This window comes from Microbulbifer mixtoriginis (SeqCode), from assembly GCF_052466715.1.
Genome location: NZ_CP174288.1, coordinates 1,303,347 through 1,324,227, shown reverse-complemented (window position 1 = coordinate 1,324,227; position 20,881 = coordinate 1,303,347). Strand labels below are relative to the sequence as shown.

Sequence of the window (20,881 nt, the reverse complement as noted above, 5' to 3'; positions counted from 1 at the left end):
CGGTAACTAATGCTCCAACTTAGCGTAGCCATGGTTTTGCGGAGTATTTTCCAGATCCCTGCCCACCGGTTCGGTATTTTTCACTAGCGTCAGCCACTTCTCCGTATCCTGCTGTACCTGACTCGCCGGAATAATTTGCTCACTGTCCCAGCGGAAGGTAGAGGCGATTACCACAATGATAATGGCCAGAACGGAAATCAGGGCCAACCACCACATGTACCAGACCAATGCAAACATCAGGATGCCGCTCAGAGCACAGAGAATAAATCCCAAAGGGTTATTCTTGGGCATCTCTATATCCCGATAGACTTTTGGCGGTAAATAAGCACGCCCCTGCTCCTTAGCCTCGTTAAATTCATCCCGGTCCGTTACCCTCGGCAGTTCCGCAAAATTGTAGGAAGGCGCAGGGGCTGGGATCGACCATTCCAGAGAGCGCCCATCCCAAGGGTCCCCCACAGGAACACGATTTTTCTTGCGATCCCGTAAACTGACCAGCAACTGCAATACCAGGCTGATCAATGCGCATAACACCACCATGGCCCCGATAAAAGCCACCACCATGTAGGGTTTGAAAGTCAGATCCATATAGCTGAATGAGCGCCTTGGCATCCCCAGTAATCCTGCACCATAAAGGGGAAAGAAAGTGAGCATAAACCCGGCTACCCAAAGATATGCCGACCACTTACCCAAGCGCTCATCCAGGCGAAAACCAAACGCCTTGGGGAACCAGTAGTTATATCCGGCCAACAAACCAAATAGCACTCCTGGAATTAGCACATTATGGAAGTGCGCCACCAAAAACAGGGTATTGTGTACTTGGAAATCTACCGTGGGGTTCGCCAGAATCACTCCAGACAATCCACCGATCACGAATAAAATCAAAAATCCGATGGCGTAAATCATTGGAGTGGTAAAACGAATTCGCCCGCGATACATCGTCGCCATCCAATCGTAAACTTTGACCCCGGTTGGCACCGCGATCAGCATGGTGGCGATACCAAATACAATATTGATGGTGGGACTCTGCCCCATGGTAAAGAAGTGATGAAGCCACACGGTAAAGCTCAATACGGCAATAGACATGGTGGCAATTACCAATGACTTGTAGCCATATAGGCGCTTGGCGGAGTAAGTGGAGAACACCTCAGAAAAAATACCGTAGGCCGGCAGCACCAACAAATAGACCTCCGGGTGTCCGAACAGCCAAAATAAATTGGCATAGTTCATCATATTGCCACCGAGATCATTGGTGAAAAAGTGAAAATCCAAATAGCGGTCGAAACCGAGCATTAACGCCGCAACACTGAGTGGCGGCATAGCAAAAATCATCAGGATGGAGGAACACAATACCGTCCAGCAAAACATGGGCATGCGGAAAAATTTCATGCCCGCAGCACGGCATTTTAAAATGGTGACGGTAAAGTTAATCCCCGTAAGGGTGGTGCCGGCCCCGGAAAATACAATCGCCCACACCCAGTAGTCTGGTCCCACGCCGGGATTAAAGTCCGCCCCCGTATAAGGCGGGTAAGCAGACCAGCCCCCAGTAGAGAATTCCCCCACCACCAGCGAGACCATCAACAGAATCCCAGAAGACACGGTGACCGCCAGGCTAATCTGGTTAAGTACTGGGAAAGCAACATCGCGGGCACCAATCTGTAATGGCATTACAAAGTTGACCAGACCCACAACAAAAGGCACGGCAACAAAGAAAATCATAATAGTGCCGTGGGTGCTAAATAGCTGCGCAAAGTGATCTGCGTAGAGAAAACCATCTGGGGCTGCAGCCTGCTGTGCCCGCATCACCATGCCTTCCAGCAGTCCTCTGGTCATCATCACCAGCGCAAAGACTATGTACATGATGCCAATTCTTTTATGGTCTGTGCTGGTCAGCCATTCAGACCATAAAGTGCCCCATACGCGAAACCAGGTCAGTAGAGCGAGGATGGCGATGGTGGCAAAAACAACAATGGCACCAGCAGTACTGGCCACCACTTCACTTACCGAAAAATCGGTAAACAGCTTGCTAAAAACGATAGAATCCCAGCCCAGCTTTCCCAGCCAGCCATAGTCGGTAATATTCATGGCTGCGCACCCTCTGTTTTATCCTCACCCTGACCAAACTTCACCGTGCCGGGTTGCTCTTCCATACTAAGGGGCTTGCCCGAGTGATATCGCATAACAATGCTTTGAAACAGCTCGGGATCGGCAATGGTAAAATAGAGGGCATTGCTGGGCATTTGAGGCGTGGCCAACTGCTTTTGCATCTCTTTGCGGGTACTTCTTTCAGCCAGGCGATTATAGGTCTGAGCATCCAGCTCAATCCCCCTAGCCCGGACCTGTGCCACCCAGGCCTGAAAATCCTCTTCACTCTTAATCAATACATCAAATTTCTGCTCAGTAAATCCCTTGCCGGTATATTGGGTGTTTTCACCCTGGGTTTTACCATTCTTAGTCGCAATAAAATTGAGTCGTGTGGTCATGCCCGGCATCACATAGATCTGCCCCGCTAACGCCGCAATCCAAAAAGACTGCATCACGGTATCGCTGGTTAAAATCATGGAGACCGGGGTGTGTACAGGAACAACCAGTTCACCCACTGTGGCAATTTTTAAGTCTGGGTAGATAAACAACCACTTCCAGTCCAGTCCCACCACTTGCACTTGGACAGGAGGAAATACGCCTTCTATTTCCTCATAGGGATCCAGAGCAATGGTTGCGCGCCAAAGCATAAACGAGAGAACAAAAATCACCATAAAGGGAACACCCCACATGACGACTTCCAAAGGGCCGTAAGACTCCCACTTGGGCGCATAAATACCTTTTCCCTTCTTACGGCGATACTTAAATAGAATGACTGGCACCAGAATAAACACGGGCAACACCGCTACCATGGTAAGTGCTGTCGCCCAGAAAAAATGGGTTTTCTGTTCATGGGCAACGGGCCCCAAAGGCATCAGAAAACTTTCAGTGGCAGAGCTTGAAGAGGGAATCAAAAAAAGAAAAAGAAATGCGAAAAGAAGGCATACTAACCAGAAGGATCGGTGCTCAATACATCCCCAGTAGCGAACCCAGTAATGCACAAACCTGACAGGGGCCACGGTATTCCAATCCATTGCAATGCCTACCGACCTTAGGATTCAGCAGGCATTCCTATCAGATTACCCGCCACAAAAAATTCACCGTACACATAAACCACATTAGGTGCTCAGCACACTCTTCCGCACGGCTCTTCTCACCAGAATAGCTGAACAAATTATGTTTTAACTTCACCTACCCCGCAGGAGGAAATGGTTTGTGGTGACCAACTCCATGAAACGATGGCATCAGCGCCTAGAAAACACCATCCTTCATCATTTGTTGAATCACTGTTTCCACATATTCCAGGGCATCTCCCTCCCTGGGACGGCGAATCTCCCCCATCATATAGTTCGCCAGGAAACTTTCAGATTCCAGGGACCAATACACCTCTTCCGATGGCGCAAAATATAAACGGGTTTCGACAATGGCCACTTGAGAGTTGGAAACATTCCTATTCAGTTGTTTAAAGCTGATCAACTGTGTCACCAATAGCGTATCAAATTGATATTCAGCCAGGACATCAGCCAGCTCCCCCATCGTGGGAACCTTGCCATCGGTCGCAAAATCACTCCATGAGAGGGCATTCACGCCATAGCGGCCCAACTGCTCCACCCAAATACTCTCCACATAGATGCCAACTATTGGGCGAGGAACCAAGGTAAAGGCCAGGACCAAAGTTTTTCCCAGTGAGCGCTCCGCAATCAGTGGCGAATGCCAAGTGTCAGTTACCACTGTTCTCGGTGAATTACAGGAGGTTAAAAAACCGCATAGCAAAATAAAGCGCAACATTATTGATATCGCACATTTGAAACCACTAGAACGAGATGCGGCTGGTGAACTGGGTCCGCCAGACTGAACCATAAGCACCATCTTTGTCCTCCCTGGTTCCATAAAGGGCCTCAACGCCAAACAGCCAATGCGGCGTCGGGGTCCAGGTCAGATTAATACTGCTGTACTGGGTTTGATAAAATGAGGAGCCCGGTTGGAAATCCAGGTTGTCCTGATGCACCAGTCCATAGGTTGCCACGGTATAGAGGCACGGGCTCCACCAGTGTTGATAAGCCAGATACCAACCCAGAGTCGGAATCGCCTCCAGCCGATTATTGACGAAGTCATAGCTTGCGTCGGGGGGCTCATCATCCAGAAGGCTTCCATAGCCATAGCCATAGCTAACGGAGTAGGAGGCAAAATCCGGCGCAAGCCTACCGGGCATATCAATCACACCACTTAAATTGATGCCCCATCCGGTATCCGAAACAGCAGACTGTGGTTCTCCACTGCCACGAAGGTCCCGCAGGATAAAACTGCCCTGAAAGTTAATGCGGTCTGTTTGGGAAATAACCGCTACCACAAAGTCTGGCCAGCGAGACACTTCCAGTGCATTCTGAAAAACCCGATCAGTTGGCGCATCCAGGGAGACTTGCAGGGTGAGAGTTGGATCATATTTACGGCTCCAACGTGCAACCGGACGCATGAGCGCTAACAGTGAGTTGGGGCCTTCGTAATCCAGGGTGTTTGGTGAGGCGGTTAAATTACTGAACGTGGACCAATCAAGGCCCAGCCGTAAATCTCCGCCCAGCAAAATATCACTGACCTGGCCGTAAGCTTTGCGCAGACGCAGCAAAGGCTCACTGACTGTCGGATCCCGAAGGAAATCCATAGAAAATTCATTTTCGATTAAACGACCGCCCCAGGGCGTTCTTGACTTGAGCACCAATCTCGATACCTGAACGGAAACATTGGTCTGACCATCCTCACCCTCCGCTGCGGTTCTATTGCTGGTGACAATAGCACTGGTCGTGAACTCAGCCGGGCTGACAATGGCGCCGGTGTCATAGTTAGCATCCAGCTCGGCGAAGCCATTAATTTTTATTCGAGTGCGACTGCCGAGCACAGGGATAGACCCCGGCCAGTCGGTCGGTACACTGGAAATGATTTCTTCGATATCCGTCTGTTCCGGATGCTTTGGGTCTCCCCTGGCCCGAGGGGGCGGTAGGGAGCCAGGCGGGATATCTTTGCGTATGAGCTCTAATTGATCGCGCAAATCATCGAGCGCAACGCTATCCACAGGCTCACTGTATTCTCTCGATGGAGGAACTGACGGCATTGGTACTGCCGGAACTGGCGCAGCCGGGGAATTTTCTGGGGGCCTCGCCCTGCGCAGCTCCTCCACCTGTTGCCGCAAAGCCTCTAGATCAGCCTTTTGCTGTCGGATTTGCGCTTCCTGTGCCTCGAGTTGGCGCTGCTGCGCTTCGATCACCTTCATCAATTGATCGGCTTCAACATAAACCTGGGCATTGGCGGGAGTGGAGGAAATAATTTGGATGAAAACCACAAGCACAGCGGGTAGCGCTGGAGACTGTGTTTGGATTTCCATATCTAGGGGGCCTATGGATCTGTGTAAATCATTGGCGATACACCAATTGCAGCTTATTTACTTTTTATCGAACCAAGAAAAGTGAATAGCCACTAATGTAACTGTACAGGCCCATTGATAGGCTACATCCAATACACCTGCACCCAAAAAGCTATCCAGGAAAGCTTAGCCCAAGAGGGAACAGCGCCACGTGTGACACAAGATTTAAGGCCGGAGTGTTTTAATGCTGTGGGATTTGACGATATTGGCCACAGAAATACCTGAGACCAATATCACCTGTATTAGCAATAATTTACTGACGGGCGAAGCGCGGCGGTAGAGGCTTCTCAATACGGGTGGAGCGCAGCGGGTTGATATCCAGCCCTCCCCTGCGGGTATAGCGGGCACAAACTGTTAACTCGGAAAAGTCCGCAAGGTTTTGAAGATCGCAAAAAATCCGCTCCACACAGTGTTCGTGAAAATCCTGATGCTCACGGAAGGAAATAATGTAAGCCAATAGCGCTTCGCGCTGCAGCATCGGCCCCTTGTATTCCACCATTACCGTCGCCCAATCCGGCTGGCCGGTAACCGGGCAATTACTGCGCAGCAAGTGGCTGTAGAGAGTTTCAGTAACCTCCACACCACTCTCTTCCAGCGCCAGCAGTGTCGAGTCCGGCTGGTATTGCTCTACGGCAATATCCAGCTGGTCGAGACAAAACCCTTGCGGCCTCTGCACATCCAGGGAGATATCTTCCACCTCCAGCAGGGTCACTTCCACAGCCATACCCACCGCAGTGCTTAGGTCCCGCACCAGGGTATCCTGAACCAGCTGCCAGGAATCGAATCGGCTTTGGTTAAAGGAATTTAAGTACAATTTGAAGGACTTGGACTCCACCATACAGGGGCTTTCCGCGGGAAAGCTGAAGCGCGCCACCGCCACTTGGGGTTTGCCCCTGGTATTGAGCCAGGAGAGCTCAAATCCCCACCACTCATCTTCCCCAAAAAATGGCAGGGCGCCAACGGACAGCTCCAGTTGGGCTCGGGAAATGGATCGCTGAATCGGGTGCAGTAGCTCTGGGTTATAGCTGGATTCGTAAACGGTTTCCCGACCCAGCGGGAGGTTCTGCCAATCTTCTCTGCTCATACTCAACCTCAGTGCCTCAATCGCTTGCCGTGACTCATCAGGTAAAGTCCCCAGCTGGCGAGAAGCGCAATAAAAACCAAGACCCCAACAAATGCCCAGGCCACATTAATGTCGGAAACACCCAGGATTCCATAGCGAAAGGAGTTCACCATATAGAGAATCGGGTTCAATTTCGACAATCCTTGCCAAAAGGGCGACAACAGATCGATGGAGTAGAAAACACCACCCAGATAGGTAAGCGGGGTCAAAACAAAAGTGGGAATAATCGATATGGCGTCAAAGCTGTTGGCATAAATCGCATTGATAAAACCCGCCAGAGAGAATAGCGCCGATGTGAGAAACACAATAGCGATGGTGACTCCCAGGTGTTCGACTCTGAGAGAAGTAAAAAACATCGCTACCAGAGTGACAATCAGGCCTACAACCAAGCCACGCGCCACACCGCCCAATACATAGCCAGCCATCACCGCCCAATTTGGCGTGGGCGATACCAGCAGCTCCTCAACACTGCGCTGAAACTTAGCACTGTAAAAAGAGGACACGACATTGCCATAGGAGTTGGTGATCACTGACATCATAATCAGCCCAGGCACCACAAACTCCATATAAGGGTATCCGCCCATTTCCCCGATACGGCTGCCAATAAGAGAGCCGAAAATCACAAAGTACAACGTCATGGTGATCACCGGCGGCACCAGGGTCTGTGGCCAGATACGCATAAAGCGGCGTACCTCCCGGCGGAAAATGGTGCTGAAGGATATCCAGGTCAACTTACCGCTCACGAATCCAACCCCTCTTCTTTTTCCTCGGACAACATGGAAATAAACAATTCTTCCAGGCGGTTGGCACGGTTGCGCATACTGGTCACGGTAACGCCCTGGGCCTTGAGCTCGACAAAGACCTCTGTCAGTGACTGCCCTTTCTCTACCGTGATTTCCAGGGAGTGATTATCCAACAGGTAGCATTTAAACCCCGTAAGCTCCGGAGCCTTACTTAGGTATTCGCTGCAATCGAGAATAAATGTCTCGCGGTTGAGAGTCTTCAGCAGGGACTTGATAGAGGTATTCTCAACGATAACACCCTTATCGATAATGGCGATATTGCGGCACAGGCTCTCCGCCTCCTCCAGGTAATGGGTAGTGAGAATAATGGTGGTACCCCGAGCGTTAATTTCCTCCAGGAAGCTCCACATGGAGCGACGCAGCTCGATATCCACCCCAGCAGTAGGCTCATCCAGAATCAGTAGTTTTGGCTCGTGAATCAGCGCCCGTGCAATCATCAGGCGGCGCTTCATCCCCCCAGACAGCATACGCGCCTGGGTGTGTCGCTTGTCCCAAAGTCCCAACTGCTTCAGATATTGCTCTGTGCGCTCCTCTGCCAACTTGCGCGGCATTCCATAGAATCCCCCCTGAGTAGCCACAATATCGAAGACTTTTTCAAACTGACTGAAATTGAACTCCTGCGGCACCACGCCTAAAAGACGCTTGGCAGCGGCAAAATCACTGTCGATATCGACACCAAAAATCGACACGCTACCGGCAGTCTTGCGCACCAATGAGCAGATAATGCCAATAGTAGTGGACTTACCTGCACCATTGGGGCCCAGCAGAGCAAAGAAGTCCCCCGACTGCACTTCGAAGCTGATCCCTTTCAGGGCCTGGAAGCCGCCTTCGTAGGTTTTTTGCAGGTTATGGATAGATAGCGCGGCGGTCATTGTGAATTCCTATGCTGAAGGCGCCATTCAACGTGCTTGCCCGAATAATTTCAACCGGCGGAAACACAGGGAAGCCCAAAGCCGCGGAGGCGGAATTCCAGGCGCACAGTCGCACTCCGGCAATACCAGTGCAAGTAATAAACTTAGAAGCAATATATCGGAAAATAAAAAAGCCGCTCAATTGAGCGGCTTTTTTATTTTGGAGCGGGAAACCGGGTTCGAACCGGCGACCTCAACCTTGGCAAGGTTGCGCTCTACCAACTGAGCTATTCCCGCATTTTGTGTTGGCCCGGCAGCATTGCTGCCGGGCCGTATTGGCATCCCCAAGGGGAGTCGAACCCCTGTTACCGCCGTGAAAGGGCGGTGTCCTAGGCCTCTAGACGATGGGGACAGAAACTTTGCACTACAACCTCTTCGGTCCCGTGCTGCCACGCTGTCCATGGCTTTGCCACCTCGCGGTGACTTTACTTTTGAATGGGGCCAAAGATCCATCCAAAAATAAAATTGGAGCGGGAAACCGGGTTCGAACCGGCGACCTCAACCTTGGCAAGGTTGCGCTCTACCAACTGAGCTATTCCCGCAATTTGACCCGGTAGCATTGCTACCGGGTCGTATTGGCATCCCCAAGGGGAGTCGAACCCCTGTTACCGCCGTGAAAGGGCGGTGTCCTAGGCCTCTAGACGATGGGGACAGAAACTTGCACTTCGACCTTATGGTCCGGTGCTGCCATGCTGTCCATGGCAATGCCACTAATTTCTCGGTGGCGTGCTTTGTGAGCTGACTAGAGATCATCTCGCAAAGCGGAAACTTGGAGCGGGAAACCGGGTTCGAACCGGCGACCTCAACCTTGGCAAGGTTGCGCTCTACCAACTGAGCTATTCCCGCGTGGCATCCCCAAGGGGAGTCGAACCCCTGTTACCGCCGTGAAAGGGCGGTGTCCTAGGCCTCTAGACGATGGGGACCCAGAAACCTTCTGTCGTTTCGCTGCGTTTTAAAGTGTAGCTCTGCGTCAGAAGTGGGGCGCATTCTATGTACCGTTCGGGATACTGTCAACACCCGAATTGAATTTTTTTTCTTTTATTGTCAGATACTTACCTAACACTGCCGGTTGCGGAAAGATAATTTAGGCGTCAGAGGGCTCTCCGTACTGCTCGCTGAGTACACGCAGGTGCAGCTCCTCAATAAACTCACGGATACGCTTTGCGTTGGCCCCTAGGTCACTGACTCCCACACGGGAACTGGAACGCACGTCCACCCGCGAGCCACCATCATCTTCCGGCCGTACTCGCACCACTATGTCGTCAGTAAAGCCTAACAACAGGGTTCGGTCGGTTGCCTCGATATGCCCCTTCTCTGGTTCGTAAGACACAATCTTCCAGCCCAGTTTCTTGGCAACCTCCGCCGCCAGCTCAGTGGTGCGGGCTACAGACATATGGACATGCAGTGGATAGATGTCGGAATAGATATCGGTTTCACGCTGCTGGCTCGCCACAGGCTCGCCGCCGTATGCGGCACTATTGTCCCAAGGATTACGCAAGTCGAGGACTGCTTGGTATGCCGGGGGGTTGCGGGTATCGGTAGTGATATCGTGGATTTTTGGCGCATTGAAATTATCTTTGCCCACAGTAATGAGGGGCACAGCTACTGGCAGCAGTCCCAGCAACGCAGCCCAGAGGGCATTGCTGCGTGCCTGAGGCCTGTGATTGCGCGACCCCCAGACAAACACCAGTAAACTCACCAGTGCGACAATCAGTGCCGCCCCACCCGCGTAAGTAAATATCATGAAGACCAATTCGAAGCGCAGCAATCCAAACCGCAGTGCCATACCTGCGAGCACAATAATCCCGAGTAGCCCCCACTGCACCCTGAGTAGCCAGCGGCTCCAGTGTACTCTCCTCACTTGCCCTCCTCTTCGCCGTCTTCGTTGAACTCCTGGTCCAGCCTCACCGACAAGGAATTGACACAGTAGCGAAGGCCGGTTTCAGTAGGCCCATCATCGAACACATGCCCTAGATGACTGTCGCATTGACTGCAGCGAATCTCGATACGCTCCATACCAAAACTATTATCGGCTAGCTCTCGAATAATCCCCACGCTAAATTCCTCATCGAAGCTGGGCCAGCCACAGTAGCTCTGGAATTTTGCTCCCGCATCAAACAAAACCTCGCCACAACAGCGGCAGCGGTAGAGACCTTTGTCAAAAACATCCCAATATTCCCCGCTAAATGGCGCTTCTGTCCCCCCTTTGCGACAGACCTCAAACTCCTCATCTGTCAGCTGATCTCGCCAGTAGTTATCGTCTTTTGCTTTTGCCATACTGTCTCGTTCCGTTTTAATCGTTCTCGCAGGAGCGGTAACCGCCGCCAGTGGACATCCCGCCTATCGCGCAGCTCGCTCGCGGCTGAGGCTGCTCCTGCCAAGCTACAGGGCTGCCGCACCAACATGAAGGACATCCATAAATCTGAAAAACTGCACGGCGTCTGCTATGAGATTCGCGGCCCGGTGATGGAGCAAGCCCATCGCATGGAGGAGGAAGGCCACCGTATCCTCAAGCTGAATATCGGCAACCCCGCCCCCTTCGGCTTTAACGCCCCCGATGAAATCATCCAGGACGTCATCCACAATCTCTCCCAAGCCCAGGGCTATGTGGAGTCCAAGGGACTATTCGCCGCGCGCAAAGCTATTATGCAGGAGTGCCAGACCCTGGGTATCCAGGGAGTTGAAATTGATGACATCTATCTGGGCAACGGTGTCTCCGAGTTAATCTCCATGGCCACCCAGGCACTGCTCAACAATGGCGATGAGCTGCTGCTGCCCATGCCCAACTACCCCCTGTGGATGGCCGCTACCAATCTCGCTGGTGCCAACCCGGTACTCTACCGCTGTGACGAGGAATCCGGCTGGCTGCCCGATATTGAGGACATAAAAGCAAAAATCACGCCTCGCACCCGCGGCATTGTCGTGATCAACCCCAACAACCCCACGGGGGCGATTTATCCCAAGGCTTTGCTGGAAGAGATTGTAGAGGTGGCGCGCAGCCACAATCTGGTGATTTTTGCCGATGAAATCTATAGCAAGATCCTCTACGACGACGCCGAGTTCACCCCCATGGCCAAACTGGCCCCGGATGTGCTCTGCCTGAGCTTCAATGGCTTGTCCAAATCGTACCGCTTGGCCGGCTTCCGCTCCGGGTGGATGATCATCAGTGGAATCAAGCATCGCGCCAAAGGCTTTATTGAAGGGATGGAAATACTCGCCTCTATGCGCCTGTGCGGCAATGTACCGGCCATGTATGCCGTGCAAACCGCACTGGGGGGTTATCAGAGTATTAATGACTTGATACTGCCCGGCGGCCGCTTGCGCCAGCAACGCGATCTGGCCTACCGCATGCTCAACGACATTCCCGGTGTCAGCTGTGTCAAACCTAGTGGTGCCATCTACCTGTTCCCCAGGCTGCACCTGGACCACCACAAAATCGATAGTGATGAACAGCTGGTATTGGAATTCCTGCGCCAGGAAAAAATCCTGTTGGTACAGGGCAGCGCTTTCCATTGGGACGCGCCCGATCACCTGCGTATTGTCTTTCTGCCCCGCGCCGACGACCTCTCCCACGCAATTGAGCGGTTGGGTTACTTTTTGGAGCGATATACCCGCTGATGTTGGACGATTTACATATCCACGACTTTTATCGCGATGCCGGCAGAATTCTGCTGGCACTGTTTGGCCAGTTCCCCCTGCCCTCCACCATTTACGTAGAGGACATTGCCGGGCCAGACACCCCCGACGAATTCGGCCTGCACTCGCCACGGCACCTGGCGTGCCTGGGTGCCCTCAGCTGGTTAAAACAGAGCGGTTACATTCACTTCTCCCAGCTGGTGCGCCAGGAAGCTGCGGAGGAAGTGGTACTGAGCCACCGGGGATTTCTGCTGTTGATCAACAAGGAGGAAAATTCTGGCCAGAGTAACGCACAGCTGCTCAACAGCGCCGTGCGCGATGGTTCCTCTGCAAAGTTACAGGCGCTGGTGGAGCGCCTGATGCGGGAGTTTGCCGCACTGTAAATAGAGTGGTTTGGGTATCACCGCTATTTAGTATCGCTAATTCTGACGACGATATTTAACGTGCAGCATTTTTAGGGCGGCATCCGGGTCCCGATCGGGGAAATCCGGGTTTTGCGCCAGCCGCTCTACCACTTCATAGCCGCTATCGGCACCGAGTATCAACTCGCGAAAGTGCGCTTCGCTGTGGCGCGGGGAGTTGATCACCATCAGCAGGTCTGCCTCATCCGCGAGGCAGGCAGGCAGTTGTTGCAGCAGTTTTTCGTAGTTGTGACTCACATCGAAGCGGCCTTTCTGGCGTGTGGGTGGGTCTACGATAGCAAGATCAAAGGGCCCCCGGCGATCGAAGCGCTTGAACTGGCGCAGCGCATCGAATTGTAAAAATTGAATGCCCCGCAGGGACAGGCCATTCACCTCGTGGTTTTCTCGGCCGCGATTCAAAACGCCCCGATTCACATCCACATTGACGATCTCAATATCCCCAGCGGCTCGAGCCACAGCAGAAAAAGCACAGGTAAACGCGAACAAATTCAGCATCTTCACCGATTTGCGCTCCGAGCGCTCCCGCACCTGCGCTTCAAGCCAGGCGCGGCCGGGTTCGATATCCAGAAAGAAGCCAACATTCTGACGATCAAAGGTCAGCGGAAACTGCAGACCGTTGCGCTGTGCCACTGGTGCGGCAACCGATTCGCCACACAACCACTCCAATGGTGCACCGGGGAGATAGCGACGCTGCGCGGCCACCCCCTGATAACCGTATGATTCGGCCATCTGCCAGAGCTTCTCGCACAACTCCCCTTCCCCCTCGTACTCCTCAAAAAAAGTAACCAGTAATGCAGGGGAAAAACTATCGACACAAACCTGCTCCAGGCCTGTAAAACAGCGACCACGCCCGTGAAACAAACGCCGGCTGTCACCGCCGCCCTGAACTAACTTGGGCTCTACTTGCTGCAGCAACACTTGCCAATCGGTAGACACTCAGACTTCTCCATTGCTTAGGGGGTAGAGGATCGCATCGCGGTAGCCGGTTACCACACGGATAAAGCCGCTCCACTGCCGATCCAGTTCGGGGTCACCACTATCCACTAACAGGGGGCGCCCGCCGAGTTCGGTTATTTTGGTTTTGGTGGCGACAACCACCAGGTTTTCACGACCCACTTGGCTTAGGACTCTGGGGGAGAATTGCTGGTTACCGCGGCCGATCAGATGGCCCTGGCCTCCGATGGCAGTGAGAATAATTTTTACCTGACCATTTTTTTTCACACTCTTGTGTGCGGCAATCGCTGCCTCAATCTGCGGCGCGCTCACATCTTTTTGCAAGAGGGCGCCATCACAGAGCAGGTCCACCCCCAGCAGGGTGCCGTCACACCCCAATTCACTCAAGACAGCTAAGGTAGTTGAACCGGGACCGACGATATACAAGGTATCCGGCTCCAGTTCCTCGACAATCTCTGCGGCGATATCCGCCACAGCCAGCTCTTCCACCTCGCGCCCGGCGTTCTTTACTGTCTGCAGGAAGTGGCCCTCCTGGGGCACCAGCAGCTCGCCGTAGTGGCGAGTGCTCACCCGCCCCTGGCGGAAGCTATTTTCATCGATATCACGCACCTCGCGCTCACACAAATCCACCAGCTCACCGGCCAGTAATTTACGCAAAACTTCTCCACCGGCCTTGGGGGAAATCGCGAAACAAGCGGAGTGCATTTTGACACCGGCGGGAATACCCAGTACTGGAAAGTGATCACCCAGGGCGTTGGTCATATTGCGCGCAGTGCCGTCACCGCCAATAAAGACGATCAGGTCGGCACCGGCGTCGCGGATCGCCATTGCCGCTCTCTCGGTGTCCTCGGGGGTTGACGGGGTGGACTCGGCTGCACCCACCTCACGCACGGCAAAGCCCAGTGCACTAGCCGTATCCGCCCCCATATCACCGGCAAAACACAAAAACTCCAGCTGCTGCCGAAACGGTAGCAAGGCCTCCAGGGCAATCGCGGCACGCTTGTGGGATTGCGGCTCAATACCAGCCGTCAGGGCCTGCGCCACTGTCTCAGCTCCATCGCTGCCCTTAAGCCCCGCTGGGCCGCCAACACCGGCCCAAGGATTGATAATCAAACCCAGTTTCTTAACTTGTTTTTCTAATCGCACATGAGCCCCAGTACTGCCAACTCTTCTCTCTCTTTTTTACCCAGGGCCTGCGCTGCGGCGCGGTAATGGGAAAACTCCAAACGCTCGGGATATTCACGGCGCAGGCGGTCGAAAGCCTTGGCCATAGGTTCTATCCCTCGAGCAGCTTCGCGCAGGCGCGCATCATCTTCGCGTGGGTCATACATTTGCAATAACAAATTCGCTATTGGCGCCGCCCCACTAATCACCGGCTCAAGTTGCCTTCTAGAGACTTCAGCTTGCGTATCGCAGGTGACGCCAGTGTTTTCTGGCTGGGCCAGATCCAGCGCATTGGAGAGCGCCTCACGAATTATGCGGGTGCCTGTGAGCTTGCCATCCAGGCTATAGCCGGCAATATGCGGGCTACCCAGGTCCACCAACTCCAACAGCTCAGTGTTGATTCCCGGCTCCCCCTCCCAGACATCCAGTACCGTCTTAAAACGCTTTGCCCGCTGTAACACCTGTAATAACGCGCGATTGTCCACCACCGCACCGCGACCGGCACTAATCAAAACAGCGCCGTCGCGAATCTGTGCCAAATGCTCAGCACCGATCATATGCAAACTGGGGAAGGGCCCATCTTTAACCAGGGGGGCGTGCAGGCACACAATGTCCTGACTCAGTACTTGCTCAAGGGGGGCAAAGTCGGGGTTATCTGGCAGCCAGGGGTCGTAGACAGCACAGCTCGCACCCAGGGCATGCAAGCGCTTCTGCAGCAGCCCTCCCACATTGCCACAACCGACAATGCCAAAGCTGCGCCCGCGCCAGTCCACGTCTAGGGCGGCCAAAGTACAAAATACATATTCAACCACGGAGTTGGCATTGCAGCCCGGCGCGGCGCTCCAGTAAATACCATTGCGCTCCATCCAATCGGTATCCAGATGATCGGTGCCGATGGTACAGCTACCCACGAAACGTACCGGCGTGCCTTCCAGCAGGCTCTGATTCACTCGTGTGACGGAGCGCACCAGTAGGATATCGGCATCAATCAATTGCTCGCGCGTCAGTGTGCGGCCCGGATAGCGTACCAGCTTACCCAGATCGCCAAAATATTGCTCCAGTGCCGGTATATTCTCATCGGCAACAATCTTGAGGCCAACGCCCTGTGCGTGGCTTTCACTCATGTAGGTTCTCCTTCAGCGCTCACCAGTGTGCGCTCTATTTTTCCTGCCAGCCCGCCGATCCCGAACTCCTTGGCCAGAGCCGTGGCCAATTCAACATCCACAGGTTGCGGACGCAAATCACTCACCTTAATGCCAAGGGGGATATCCTCCACCAGGCTTGCCAGGCGTTTTGCCAAGCGCAGCTGGTCGGAGTATTCCTCCAGCCGCTGGGCGAGCCCTTTCGCACCCCGAATGGGCAGTGTTGTCACTCTCTCTTGCTGTGCCAACAGCGCTTCGACATCATCAAACTCGCCCAGTAATCGCGCCGCAGTCTTGGCACCAATGCCGGGTACTCCGGGAATATCGTCACTGCTATCCCCCACCAGCGCCAGGTAGTCGGCAATCTGCGCGGGTTTTACCCCAAACTTCTGCTCAATGGCCACGCTGTCCATATGCTGGTTTGCGGCAAAATCCCAAAGACTGGAGGCTCCACGAGCCAGTAACTGCCCCAAATCTTTATCCCGACTCACAATGATTGGGGCATGATTGCGCAGTTTTCGCGTCAAGCTGGCGAGAATATCGTCCGCCTCATAACGCTCACTGGAGAAACTGGCGATACCCAGGGCTTCCGCCATCTCCCGGCAGGCCGCCAACTGAAAGGCCAGGGCTTCATCTGGCAATGCGCGACTGCATTTATAGTCCGGGTAAAGCGTGTTGCGGAAGCAACTGCCGAGAGATTCATCGAAAGCGCAGGCGATATGACGTGGATTTCTCGCCAAAAGATCCAGCAGGAAGTTGGTGAAGCCGTAGACCGCTTCTGTGTCGTAACCACTGCGACTCTGCCAGTTGGGTGGCAAAGCGAAGTAATAGCGAAAGATATAGACAGAAGAGTCGACCAGAAAACTGCTCACGACAGCTCCCGCAGCTGATAGTCATCGCCGCTCAATGGATCTGGCTGAGTAAACGCCCCTGCGAGCGCAAGAGCGAAAGTGCGCGCCCGCTCATTGGGCCCCTCCGCACAATAGCGCTGAACCTGGCGCCAAATAGCCTCTTTGAAACTGGTGCTGGGACCAAGGCCACTCTCCAAGTTGTCCGCACTGACACGGAAACGGAGGCCACAGGCACGGGCGAAAATCCATTCCAGCGCCTGGGGTTTGACCTCCACCAACTCGAATTCTGCTTGTTGCTCGGCACTGCGCCCATCTGGAGCATACCAATAGCCATAGTCGGGCAACTGCCGGCGGGCCTCACCGGCCACACACCAATGGGCCACCTCGTGCAGTGCGCTGGCCGCATAGTCGAGAGTGAACTCGACCTGATGATGGCCCTGCTGGCCCCCGGCGGGCCGATAGTAAGGTTCGGAAAAACCGCCGCAAAGTCGGGTATTTAGCCCTTTTGGACTGGAAAAACAGCGATTGAAGACCGCCACAATACGCTCGGCAGTGGATCTGGCTGCAAGGGGAGTATTAGAAACTGGAGCCATTTCTAAGTGAGTGACGGGCAAGATATTCTCCGGGATACCGCAAAGGCGGGGACTATATCAACGGGAGCGCCTCGATCAAAGCCGCGCCGTTTCTGCAGGCGTTAGCGGGCCGGTTGTATTTCCGGAAATCAACATATACCTTTACTCACAGGGAGGCCGCTGAACACCTGCCTTTTCAGCGTATTCCCCGAGGAGGGGTCTAATGCAGTCAAATACCCTCCTGCCCCGGTCTTCTTTCAGAGATAGGGCCTTGGCAGTCGCACCTTGATCTGATCGGAGACGGTATATAACCGGCCCTGCCAGGAGGTGTTCCATGACAGACCACAGCATCAACAATGTGGTTGACCTCTTCACCGGCGAGCCGATCGAAACTTCTGCGGACAGGCGCTTTATTCGCCTTTCGCCGGAGCTAGACGGCTTGGAAATGCTCTACTCCAACAACTCCAGCGGTACAGACCTATACAGCTTAAAAATACTCTGCTGGGGGCTTAAAGCGAATGGCGAGGTCGTTGGCCTCGTTCCCTGGTTAAACACCATAGTGGCCTGTCCAGATATCAAGGACCCTTTGGACGGACGCTTCGAAGGCTACTACGATCCCGGTATTGAAGACATCTTCCACCATCCCCCAATCCACAAAGTCGTCGAGTTGGAGACTGCGGCGGAATACTTTGAGTTTGAGAGCAGCAAACCCGAGGAAGTTCTGCAGGAGATTCCCGATACCATCGGCACCCATGCGGTGTTTATGGATAAGGACAGGGAGAACCTGACACTGATCGAGGTCATCAGCTGGAGGCTGCACGCCGACGGCGTTATTCACGGTATGCTGATCGATCACGATGTCGTTGAGACCACTCCGGTACTACCGGGAGATCACTGTCTATACCCAGCACAGGAGAGTGAAGGCTTTCGCTACTTCTTCCAACATCATATCGCCAACAAGATCAAATCTGAGGACCCTGAGGCACTAGCCGCGATCGCCGCTCTAGTAACGGCGCCATAAGAGTTAACAGGCCATAGAGTCAGTACAAAACTTATTCGGGAGTGTGCCCCCGGTGCCGTCGAAGCGGGACCGGGGCGCTATCTGACCAACTATTCCGCTTTCTTGATCCAATACACGAACTCGTCGTTCTCCTCTGCGTGCTGCACCAGCTCATAGCCGAGAAACTGGCAGAACTTGGGCACATCCCGCTGCGTCGAGGGATCGGTGGCCATCATTTTCAATACTTCCCCATCGGCAACATTTCTCACCGCTGAGTGCAGCATCATTACGGGTTCCGGGCACAACAGGCCGCGGGCATCGAGGGTGTGATCAAACTTCATAGTATTTATTGTGCGCAATTTAGCGCACTTCGTCATCTAGAAACTGGCTGCCGACTCTTCCGCTGACAGCCGCGCTAAAATCCATTTAGGCCCTATCGCATTGTGGGGAGATGATGATCTATGTATTGATTGAGCGGGAAATTGCCGCCGAGATGCAGAGCAGCTACGAGGAGGCCGCACGAAGAGTCCTTACCTGTGCCTACCGCACCGTCGGTTTTATCGAGGGACAAACCTATATCGAAAAGGGCAATCCATTGCGCCGCTTTACCCTGTCTAAATGGCAGTCAGAACTGCATTGGCAACACTGGTACACCAGCGAGGAGCGACGCGCCCAAATGGCCCAGCTGGCCCCACTGCTAGTGGGGGAAGAACGCGTCACGATCCTGGAAACCGCTGCATAAACCCCGCCACTTTATCCACCGCAATCTGCCAGTGTTGGGCTTGGGTAAATCCACTCGCGCGACGGGGCTTAAAATCGTGGTCACCATCGGCCAGCCACTCAATCTCAATAGCCTCTGCCAATCCATAAGTATTCACCTCTGCAAGGCTGCCAAGTGGATCGCGATCTCCCTGCACAATCAAAGTGGGGCAGGCAAAATCTAGCAGGTGCTCAGTGCGGAGCTTCTCCGGCTTGCCCTGGGGGTGAAATGGATACCCCAGGCAGATAAGTCCGGCAACCACCCCCTGCGCATAGCTGTCATTGGCCAGGAGGCTCGCTACCCGCCCTCCCATCGACTTGCCCCCAATAAACAGGGGTAAATCACCGGCAAACTGCTCAATCTGGGCGTTAAAGTTCTCCTGTAACTGCGACATAGTGTTAGGCGGCCGCTTGCCACCTCCGCTGCGGCGCTGGGCCATATAGGGAAACTCGAAACGCACCACTTCGATACCCTGCTCACACAACCCAGTGGCCAACGTCTGCATAAATTCACTGTCCATGGGCGCACCGGCACCATGGGCAAACAGAAAGCGCGCTTGAGGTGCTTGGGGCACATCAATAAGGTATTCAGACATCGGTAGGCAGATCCTCGGCCAGCACCAGATTGACTGTCTCCTCGCCGGGATCGAACCAAATTACCACGTCACCGGACTGCAACTGACGGCGCAAGCTAGCCACCTTCTCCGGTAGCTCCACCTCGCGCTCACCATACTCGGTGCCCTCACGGGTAGCATACTCTTCCAATAGGTTCTGCAAAGTGTTGGGATCCAACTGCGCAAAGGGAATGATCATACAACTTTCATATCTAGGTGAGATGGGAGCGACGAACGCCGCTCCCGGTGTTTACCTGTATTGGTAAGTGGTTATTTAAACTTAGGATTTTGGCTTGCGGAAACGTAGAGTCATGCGGTCACTCTCGCCGATGGCCAGGTACTTGTCTTTGTCCTCATCACCCAAGCGGAGAGAGGGTGGCAAAGTCCAGACACCTTTCGGGTGCTTGGCGCTATCTTTCGGGTTGGCGTTGACCTCACTGCTCTCTTCCAACTCAAAACCAGCCTTCTTGGCTGCTTCGATAACATACTCCTGAGTCACATAACCGCTCTTGACCATATCCTCTTTACTGGTACCAGGCTTGGCGCGATGCTCAACCACACCGAGTACACCGCCGGGTTTCAAAGCGCTGTAAAAGCTGGCAAAAGCCTTATCTTCATAACCGCGGTACATCCAGTTGTGTACGTTGCGGAAAGTCACCACCGCATCGGCACTGCCTGCTGGGGCTATCTCACGGCCGGTTTGCGGTGAAAACTCGGTCACTACGACATTCTTATAGGCCTTCTTGTCGGCAGCTAGCTTGTCTTTAAAGCTTTTCAAAGAACGTTGATAGTAAGAAGACTCGCTATCCTCGGGGAAGTGCGCTGCATAGAGCTTGCCCTTCTTGCCCAGGTAGGGCCCTAGGATTTCTGTATACCAGCCACCGCCAGGAGTAACCTCCACTACCGTCATATCTGGCTTAATGCCCAAAAATTCCAGGGTTTCTGCCGGGTTACGGTACTGGTCTCGCGCAACGTACTCTTTGCTGCGGTGATCCCCCTGAATGACAGAATTCAAGTCGGCAGCCTGGGCGCCACCAGCCAGGGCCAGAGCGCCGGCCATAGCGAGCAGAGATTTCTTGATATTGATCGTCATAATCGTTCCTGTGTTGTTATCGTTAATCCAGCTTCGATCGCACACTGTCGATCTTATCCTGTAATGACTGGTCCCGGTCTATACGGGTTCCCAATTTCAGACTGGTAGTGATGCGATCGGCGCCCATCGCGTGTACTCGCTCATGGCAGGTTTTTACCGCAGCCATCACCGTATCCCAGTCCCCTTCTATGTTGGTGCCATAGGCATGTAGATGGTGTGTCAGTCCGGCTTCCGCCAGTACTTTTTCACACTCCGCAACATACCTACTGACAGACACCCCCACACCCATGGGTATCACGCACAAATCGGCAATGACCTTCATTGACAGTCCCTCGCTAAGTTA

At 53.7% G+C, this 20,881-nt stretch carries 23 protein-coding genes and 6 tRNA genes; 4 read left to right on the top strand and 25 right to left on the bottom strand.

Features of this window, described 5'->3' with window-relative positions:
• Positions 1–6: 6 nt before the first annotated feature.
• The 15 genes from ACJJH9_RS06015 to msrB form a co-directional block, all read right to left on the bottom strand.
• Entirely contained in the window at positions 7–2,082 is a 2,076-nt protein-coding gene (locus ACJJH9_RS06015) for a cbb3-type cytochrome c oxidase subunit I (protein WP_444888549.1), read from the bottom strand.
• Positions 2,079–2,954, bottom strand: coding sequence for a ubiquinol oxidase subunit II (locus ACJJH9_RS06010; RefSeq protein ID WP_444890781.1), 876 nt, complete (start codon positions 2,952–2,954; stop codon positions 2,079–2,081). Before ACJJH9_RS06010 ends, ACJJH9_RS06015 begins: the two co-directional genes overlap by 4 nt.
• A gap of 376 nt (positions 2,955–3,330) precedes the next feature.
• Positions 3,331–3,867, bottom strand: coding sequence for a hypothetical protein (locus ACJJH9_RS06005; protein ID WP_444924634.1), 537 nt, complete (start codon positions 3,865–3,867; stop codon positions 3,331–3,333).
• A gap of 25 nt (positions 3,868–3,892) precedes the next feature.
• Positions 3,893–5,455, bottom strand: coding sequence for a DcaP family trimeric outer membrane transporter (locus ACJJH9_RS06000; RefSeq protein WP_444924633.1), 1,563 nt, complete (start codon positions 5,453–5,455; stop codon positions 3,893–3,895).
• 292 nt (positions 5,456–5,747) lie between these two features.
• A complete protein-coding gene (gene queF, locus ACJJH9_RS05995; RefSeq protein ID WP_444924632.1) occupies positions 5,748–6,578 on the bottom strand; it encodes an NADPH-dependent 7-cyano-7-deazaguanine reductase QueF in 831 nt (276 codons plus the stop codon).
• An 8-nt stretch (positions 6,579–6,586) separates the two neighbouring features.
• Entirely contained in the window at positions 6,587–7,360 is a 774-nt protein-coding gene (locus tag ACJJH9_RS05990) for an ABC transporter permease (RefSeq protein ID WP_252085291.1), read from the bottom strand.
• Positions 7,357–8,292, bottom strand: a complete 936-nt coding sequence (locus tag ACJJH9_RS05985) for an ABC transporter ATP-binding protein (protein ID WP_444924631.1) — start codon at positions 8,290–8,292, stop codon at positions 7,357–7,359. Before ACJJH9_RS05985 ends, ACJJH9_RS05990 begins: the two co-directional genes overlap by 4 nt.
• A gap of 200 nt (positions 8,293–8,492) precedes the next feature.
• Positions 8,493–8,568, bottom strand: a tRNA-Gly gene (locus ACJJH9_RS05980).
• Positions 8,569–8,607: 39 nt separating this feature from the next.
• Positions 8,608–8,683: transfer RNA gene (locus ACJJH9_RS05975), tRNA-Glu, on the bottom strand.
• Positions 8,684–8,797: 114 nt separating this feature from the next.
• A tRNA-Gly gene (locus tag ACJJH9_RS05970) sits at positions 8,798–8,873 on the bottom strand.
• 34 nt (positions 8,874–8,907) lie between these two features.
• Positions 8,908–8,983, bottom strand: a tRNA-Glu gene (locus ACJJH9_RS05965).
• Between the two features lie 118 nt (positions 8,984–9,101).
• Positions 9,102–9,177 (bottom strand) — tRNA-Gly (locus ACJJH9_RS05960).
• A gap of 1 nt (position 9,178) precedes the next feature.
• Positions 9,179–9,254, bottom strand: a tRNA-Glu gene (locus tag ACJJH9_RS05955).
• Between the two features lie 161 nt (positions 9,255–9,415).
• Positions 9,416–10,192 (bottom strand): DUF1499 domain-containing protein, encoded by a 777-nt coding sequence (locus ACJJH9_RS05950; RefSeq protein ID WP_444924630.1) that lies wholly within the window; start codon positions 10,190–10,192, stop codon positions 9,416–9,418.
• A complete protein-coding gene (gene msrB / locus ACJJH9_RS05945; RefSeq protein ID WP_252085288.1) occupies positions 10,189–10,608 on the bottom strand; it encodes a peptide-methionine (R)-S-oxide reductase MsrB in 420 nt (139 codons plus the stop codon). The genes ACJJH9_RS05950 and msrB overlap by 4 nt, the downstream gene beginning before the upstream one ends.
• 126 nt (positions 10,609–10,734) lie before the next feature.
• On the opposite strand from msrB, the gene ACJJH9_RS05940 reads away from it, so the two are divergent.
• Together ACJJH9_RS05940 and ACJJH9_RS05935 are read left to right on the top strand one after the other, a co-directional pair.
• Positions 10,735–11,949 carry a pyridoxal phosphate-dependent aminotransferase gene (locus tag ACJJH9_RS05940; RefSeq protein ID WP_444885497.1) on the top strand — a complete coding sequence of 405 codons (1,215 nt, stop codon included), beginning with the start codon at positions 10,735–10,737 and terminating at the stop codon, positions 11,947–11,949.
• A complete protein-coding gene (locus ACJJH9_RS05935) occupies positions 11,949–12,350 on the top strand; it encodes a hypothetical protein (protein WP_252085286.1) in 402 nt (133 codons plus the stop codon). Before ACJJH9_RS05940 ends, ACJJH9_RS05935 begins: the two co-directional genes overlap by 1 nt.
• 36 nt (positions 12,351–12,386) lie before the next feature.
• Here the strand turns inward: ACJJH9_RS05935 and ACJJH9_RS05930 are convergent, their stop codons facing one another.
• From ACJJH9_RS05930 to ACJJH9_RS05910, 5 genes are read right to left on the bottom strand one after another with little or no spacing between them, the layout of a single operon-like run.
• A complete protein-coding gene (locus ACJJH9_RS05930; RefSeq protein ID WP_444924629.1) occupies positions 12,387–13,325 on the bottom strand; it encodes a class I SAM-dependent methyltransferase in 939 nt (312 codons plus the stop codon).
• On the bottom strand, positions 13,326–14,489 hold the full coding sequence (locus ACJJH9_RS05925) for an ATP-NAD kinase family protein (RefSeq protein ID WP_444924628.1): 1,164 nt from the start codon (positions 14,487–14,489) through the stop codon (positions 13,326–13,328).
• Positions 14,480–15,631: a 4-phosphoerythronate dehydrogenase gene (locus ACJJH9_RS05920; RefSeq protein ID WP_444898627.1), complete on the bottom strand. Its 1,152-nt coding sequence runs from the start codon at positions 15,629–15,631 to the stop codon at positions 14,480–14,482. The genes ACJJH9_RS05925 and ACJJH9_RS05920 overlap by 10 nt, the downstream gene beginning before the upstream one ends.
• Positions 15,628–16,521 carry a 5'-3' exonuclease gene (locus ACJJH9_RS05915; RefSeq protein WP_444898628.1) on the bottom strand — a complete coding sequence of 298 codons (894 nt, stop codon included), beginning with the start codon at positions 16,519–16,521 and terminating at the stop codon, positions 15,628–15,630. The genes ACJJH9_RS05920 and ACJJH9_RS05915 overlap by 4 nt, the downstream gene beginning before the upstream one ends.
• Positions 16,518–17,114 carry an elongation factor P hydroxylase gene (locus ACJJH9_RS05910; protein ID WP_444924627.1) on the bottom strand — a complete coding sequence of 199 codons (597 nt, stop codon included), beginning with the start codon at positions 17,112–17,114 and terminating at the stop codon, positions 16,518–16,520. Before ACJJH9_RS05910 ends, ACJJH9_RS05915 begins: the two co-directional genes overlap by 4 nt.
• A gap of 292 nt (positions 17,115–17,406) precedes the next feature.
• Between ACJJH9_RS05910 and ACJJH9_RS05905 the strand changes: the two genes are divergently transcribed.
• On the top strand, positions 17,407–18,093 hold the full coding sequence (locus tag ACJJH9_RS05905) for a hypothetical protein (protein ID WP_252085280.1): 687 nt from the start codon (positions 17,407–17,409) through the stop codon (positions 18,091–18,093).
• Between the two features lie 89 nt (positions 18,094–18,182).
• Here ACJJH9_RS05905 and tusA read toward each other — a convergent pair whose 3' ends face one another.
• Positions 18,183–18,413 carry a sulfurtransferase TusA gene (gene tusA / locus ACJJH9_RS05900; RefSeq protein WP_444885504.1) on the bottom strand — a complete coding sequence of 77 codons (231 nt, stop codon included), beginning with the start codon at positions 18,411–18,413 and terminating at the stop codon, positions 18,183–18,185.
• Positions 18,414–18,526: 113 nt separating this feature from the next.
• On the opposite strand from tusA, the gene ACJJH9_RS05895 reads away from it, so the two are divergent.
• Positions 18,527–18,814: an antibiotic biosynthesis monooxygenase family protein gene (locus ACJJH9_RS05895; RefSeq protein ID WP_252085278.1), complete on the top strand. Its 288-nt coding sequence runs from the start codon at positions 18,527–18,529 to the stop codon at positions 18,812–18,814.
• On the opposite strand, the gene ACJJH9_RS05890 is transcribed toward ACJJH9_RS05895, so the two are convergent.
• The 4 genes from ACJJH9_RS05890 to ACJJH9_RS05875 form a co-directional block, all read right to left on the bottom strand.
• Positions 18,789–19,427 carry an alpha/beta family hydrolase gene (locus ACJJH9_RS05890; RefSeq protein WP_444888535.1) on the bottom strand — a complete coding sequence of 213 codons (639 nt, stop codon included), beginning with the start codon at positions 19,425–19,427 and terminating at the stop codon, positions 18,789–18,791. The genes ACJJH9_RS05895 and ACJJH9_RS05890 overlap by 26 nt on opposite strands.
• Positions 19,420–19,644, bottom strand: coding sequence for a YheU family protein (locus tag ACJJH9_RS05885; protein ID WP_252085276.1), 225 nt, complete (start codon positions 19,642–19,644; stop codon positions 19,420–19,422). The genes ACJJH9_RS05890 and ACJJH9_RS05885 overlap by 8 nt, the downstream gene beginning before the upstream one ends.
• Before the next feature lie 81 nt (positions 19,645–19,725).
• On the bottom strand, positions 19,726–20,538 hold the full coding sequence (locus tag ACJJH9_RS05880; RefSeq protein ID WP_252085275.1) for a class I SAM-dependent methyltransferase: 813 nt from the start codon (positions 20,536–20,538) through the stop codon (positions 19,726–19,728).
• A 22-nt stretch (positions 20,539–20,560) separates the two neighbouring features.
• A complete protein-coding gene (locus ACJJH9_RS05875) occupies positions 20,561–20,860 on the bottom strand; it encodes an MTH1187 family thiamine-binding protein (RefSeq protein WP_444924626.1) in 300 nt (99 codons plus the stop codon).
• Positions 20,861–20,881 lie beyond the last annotated feature (21 nt).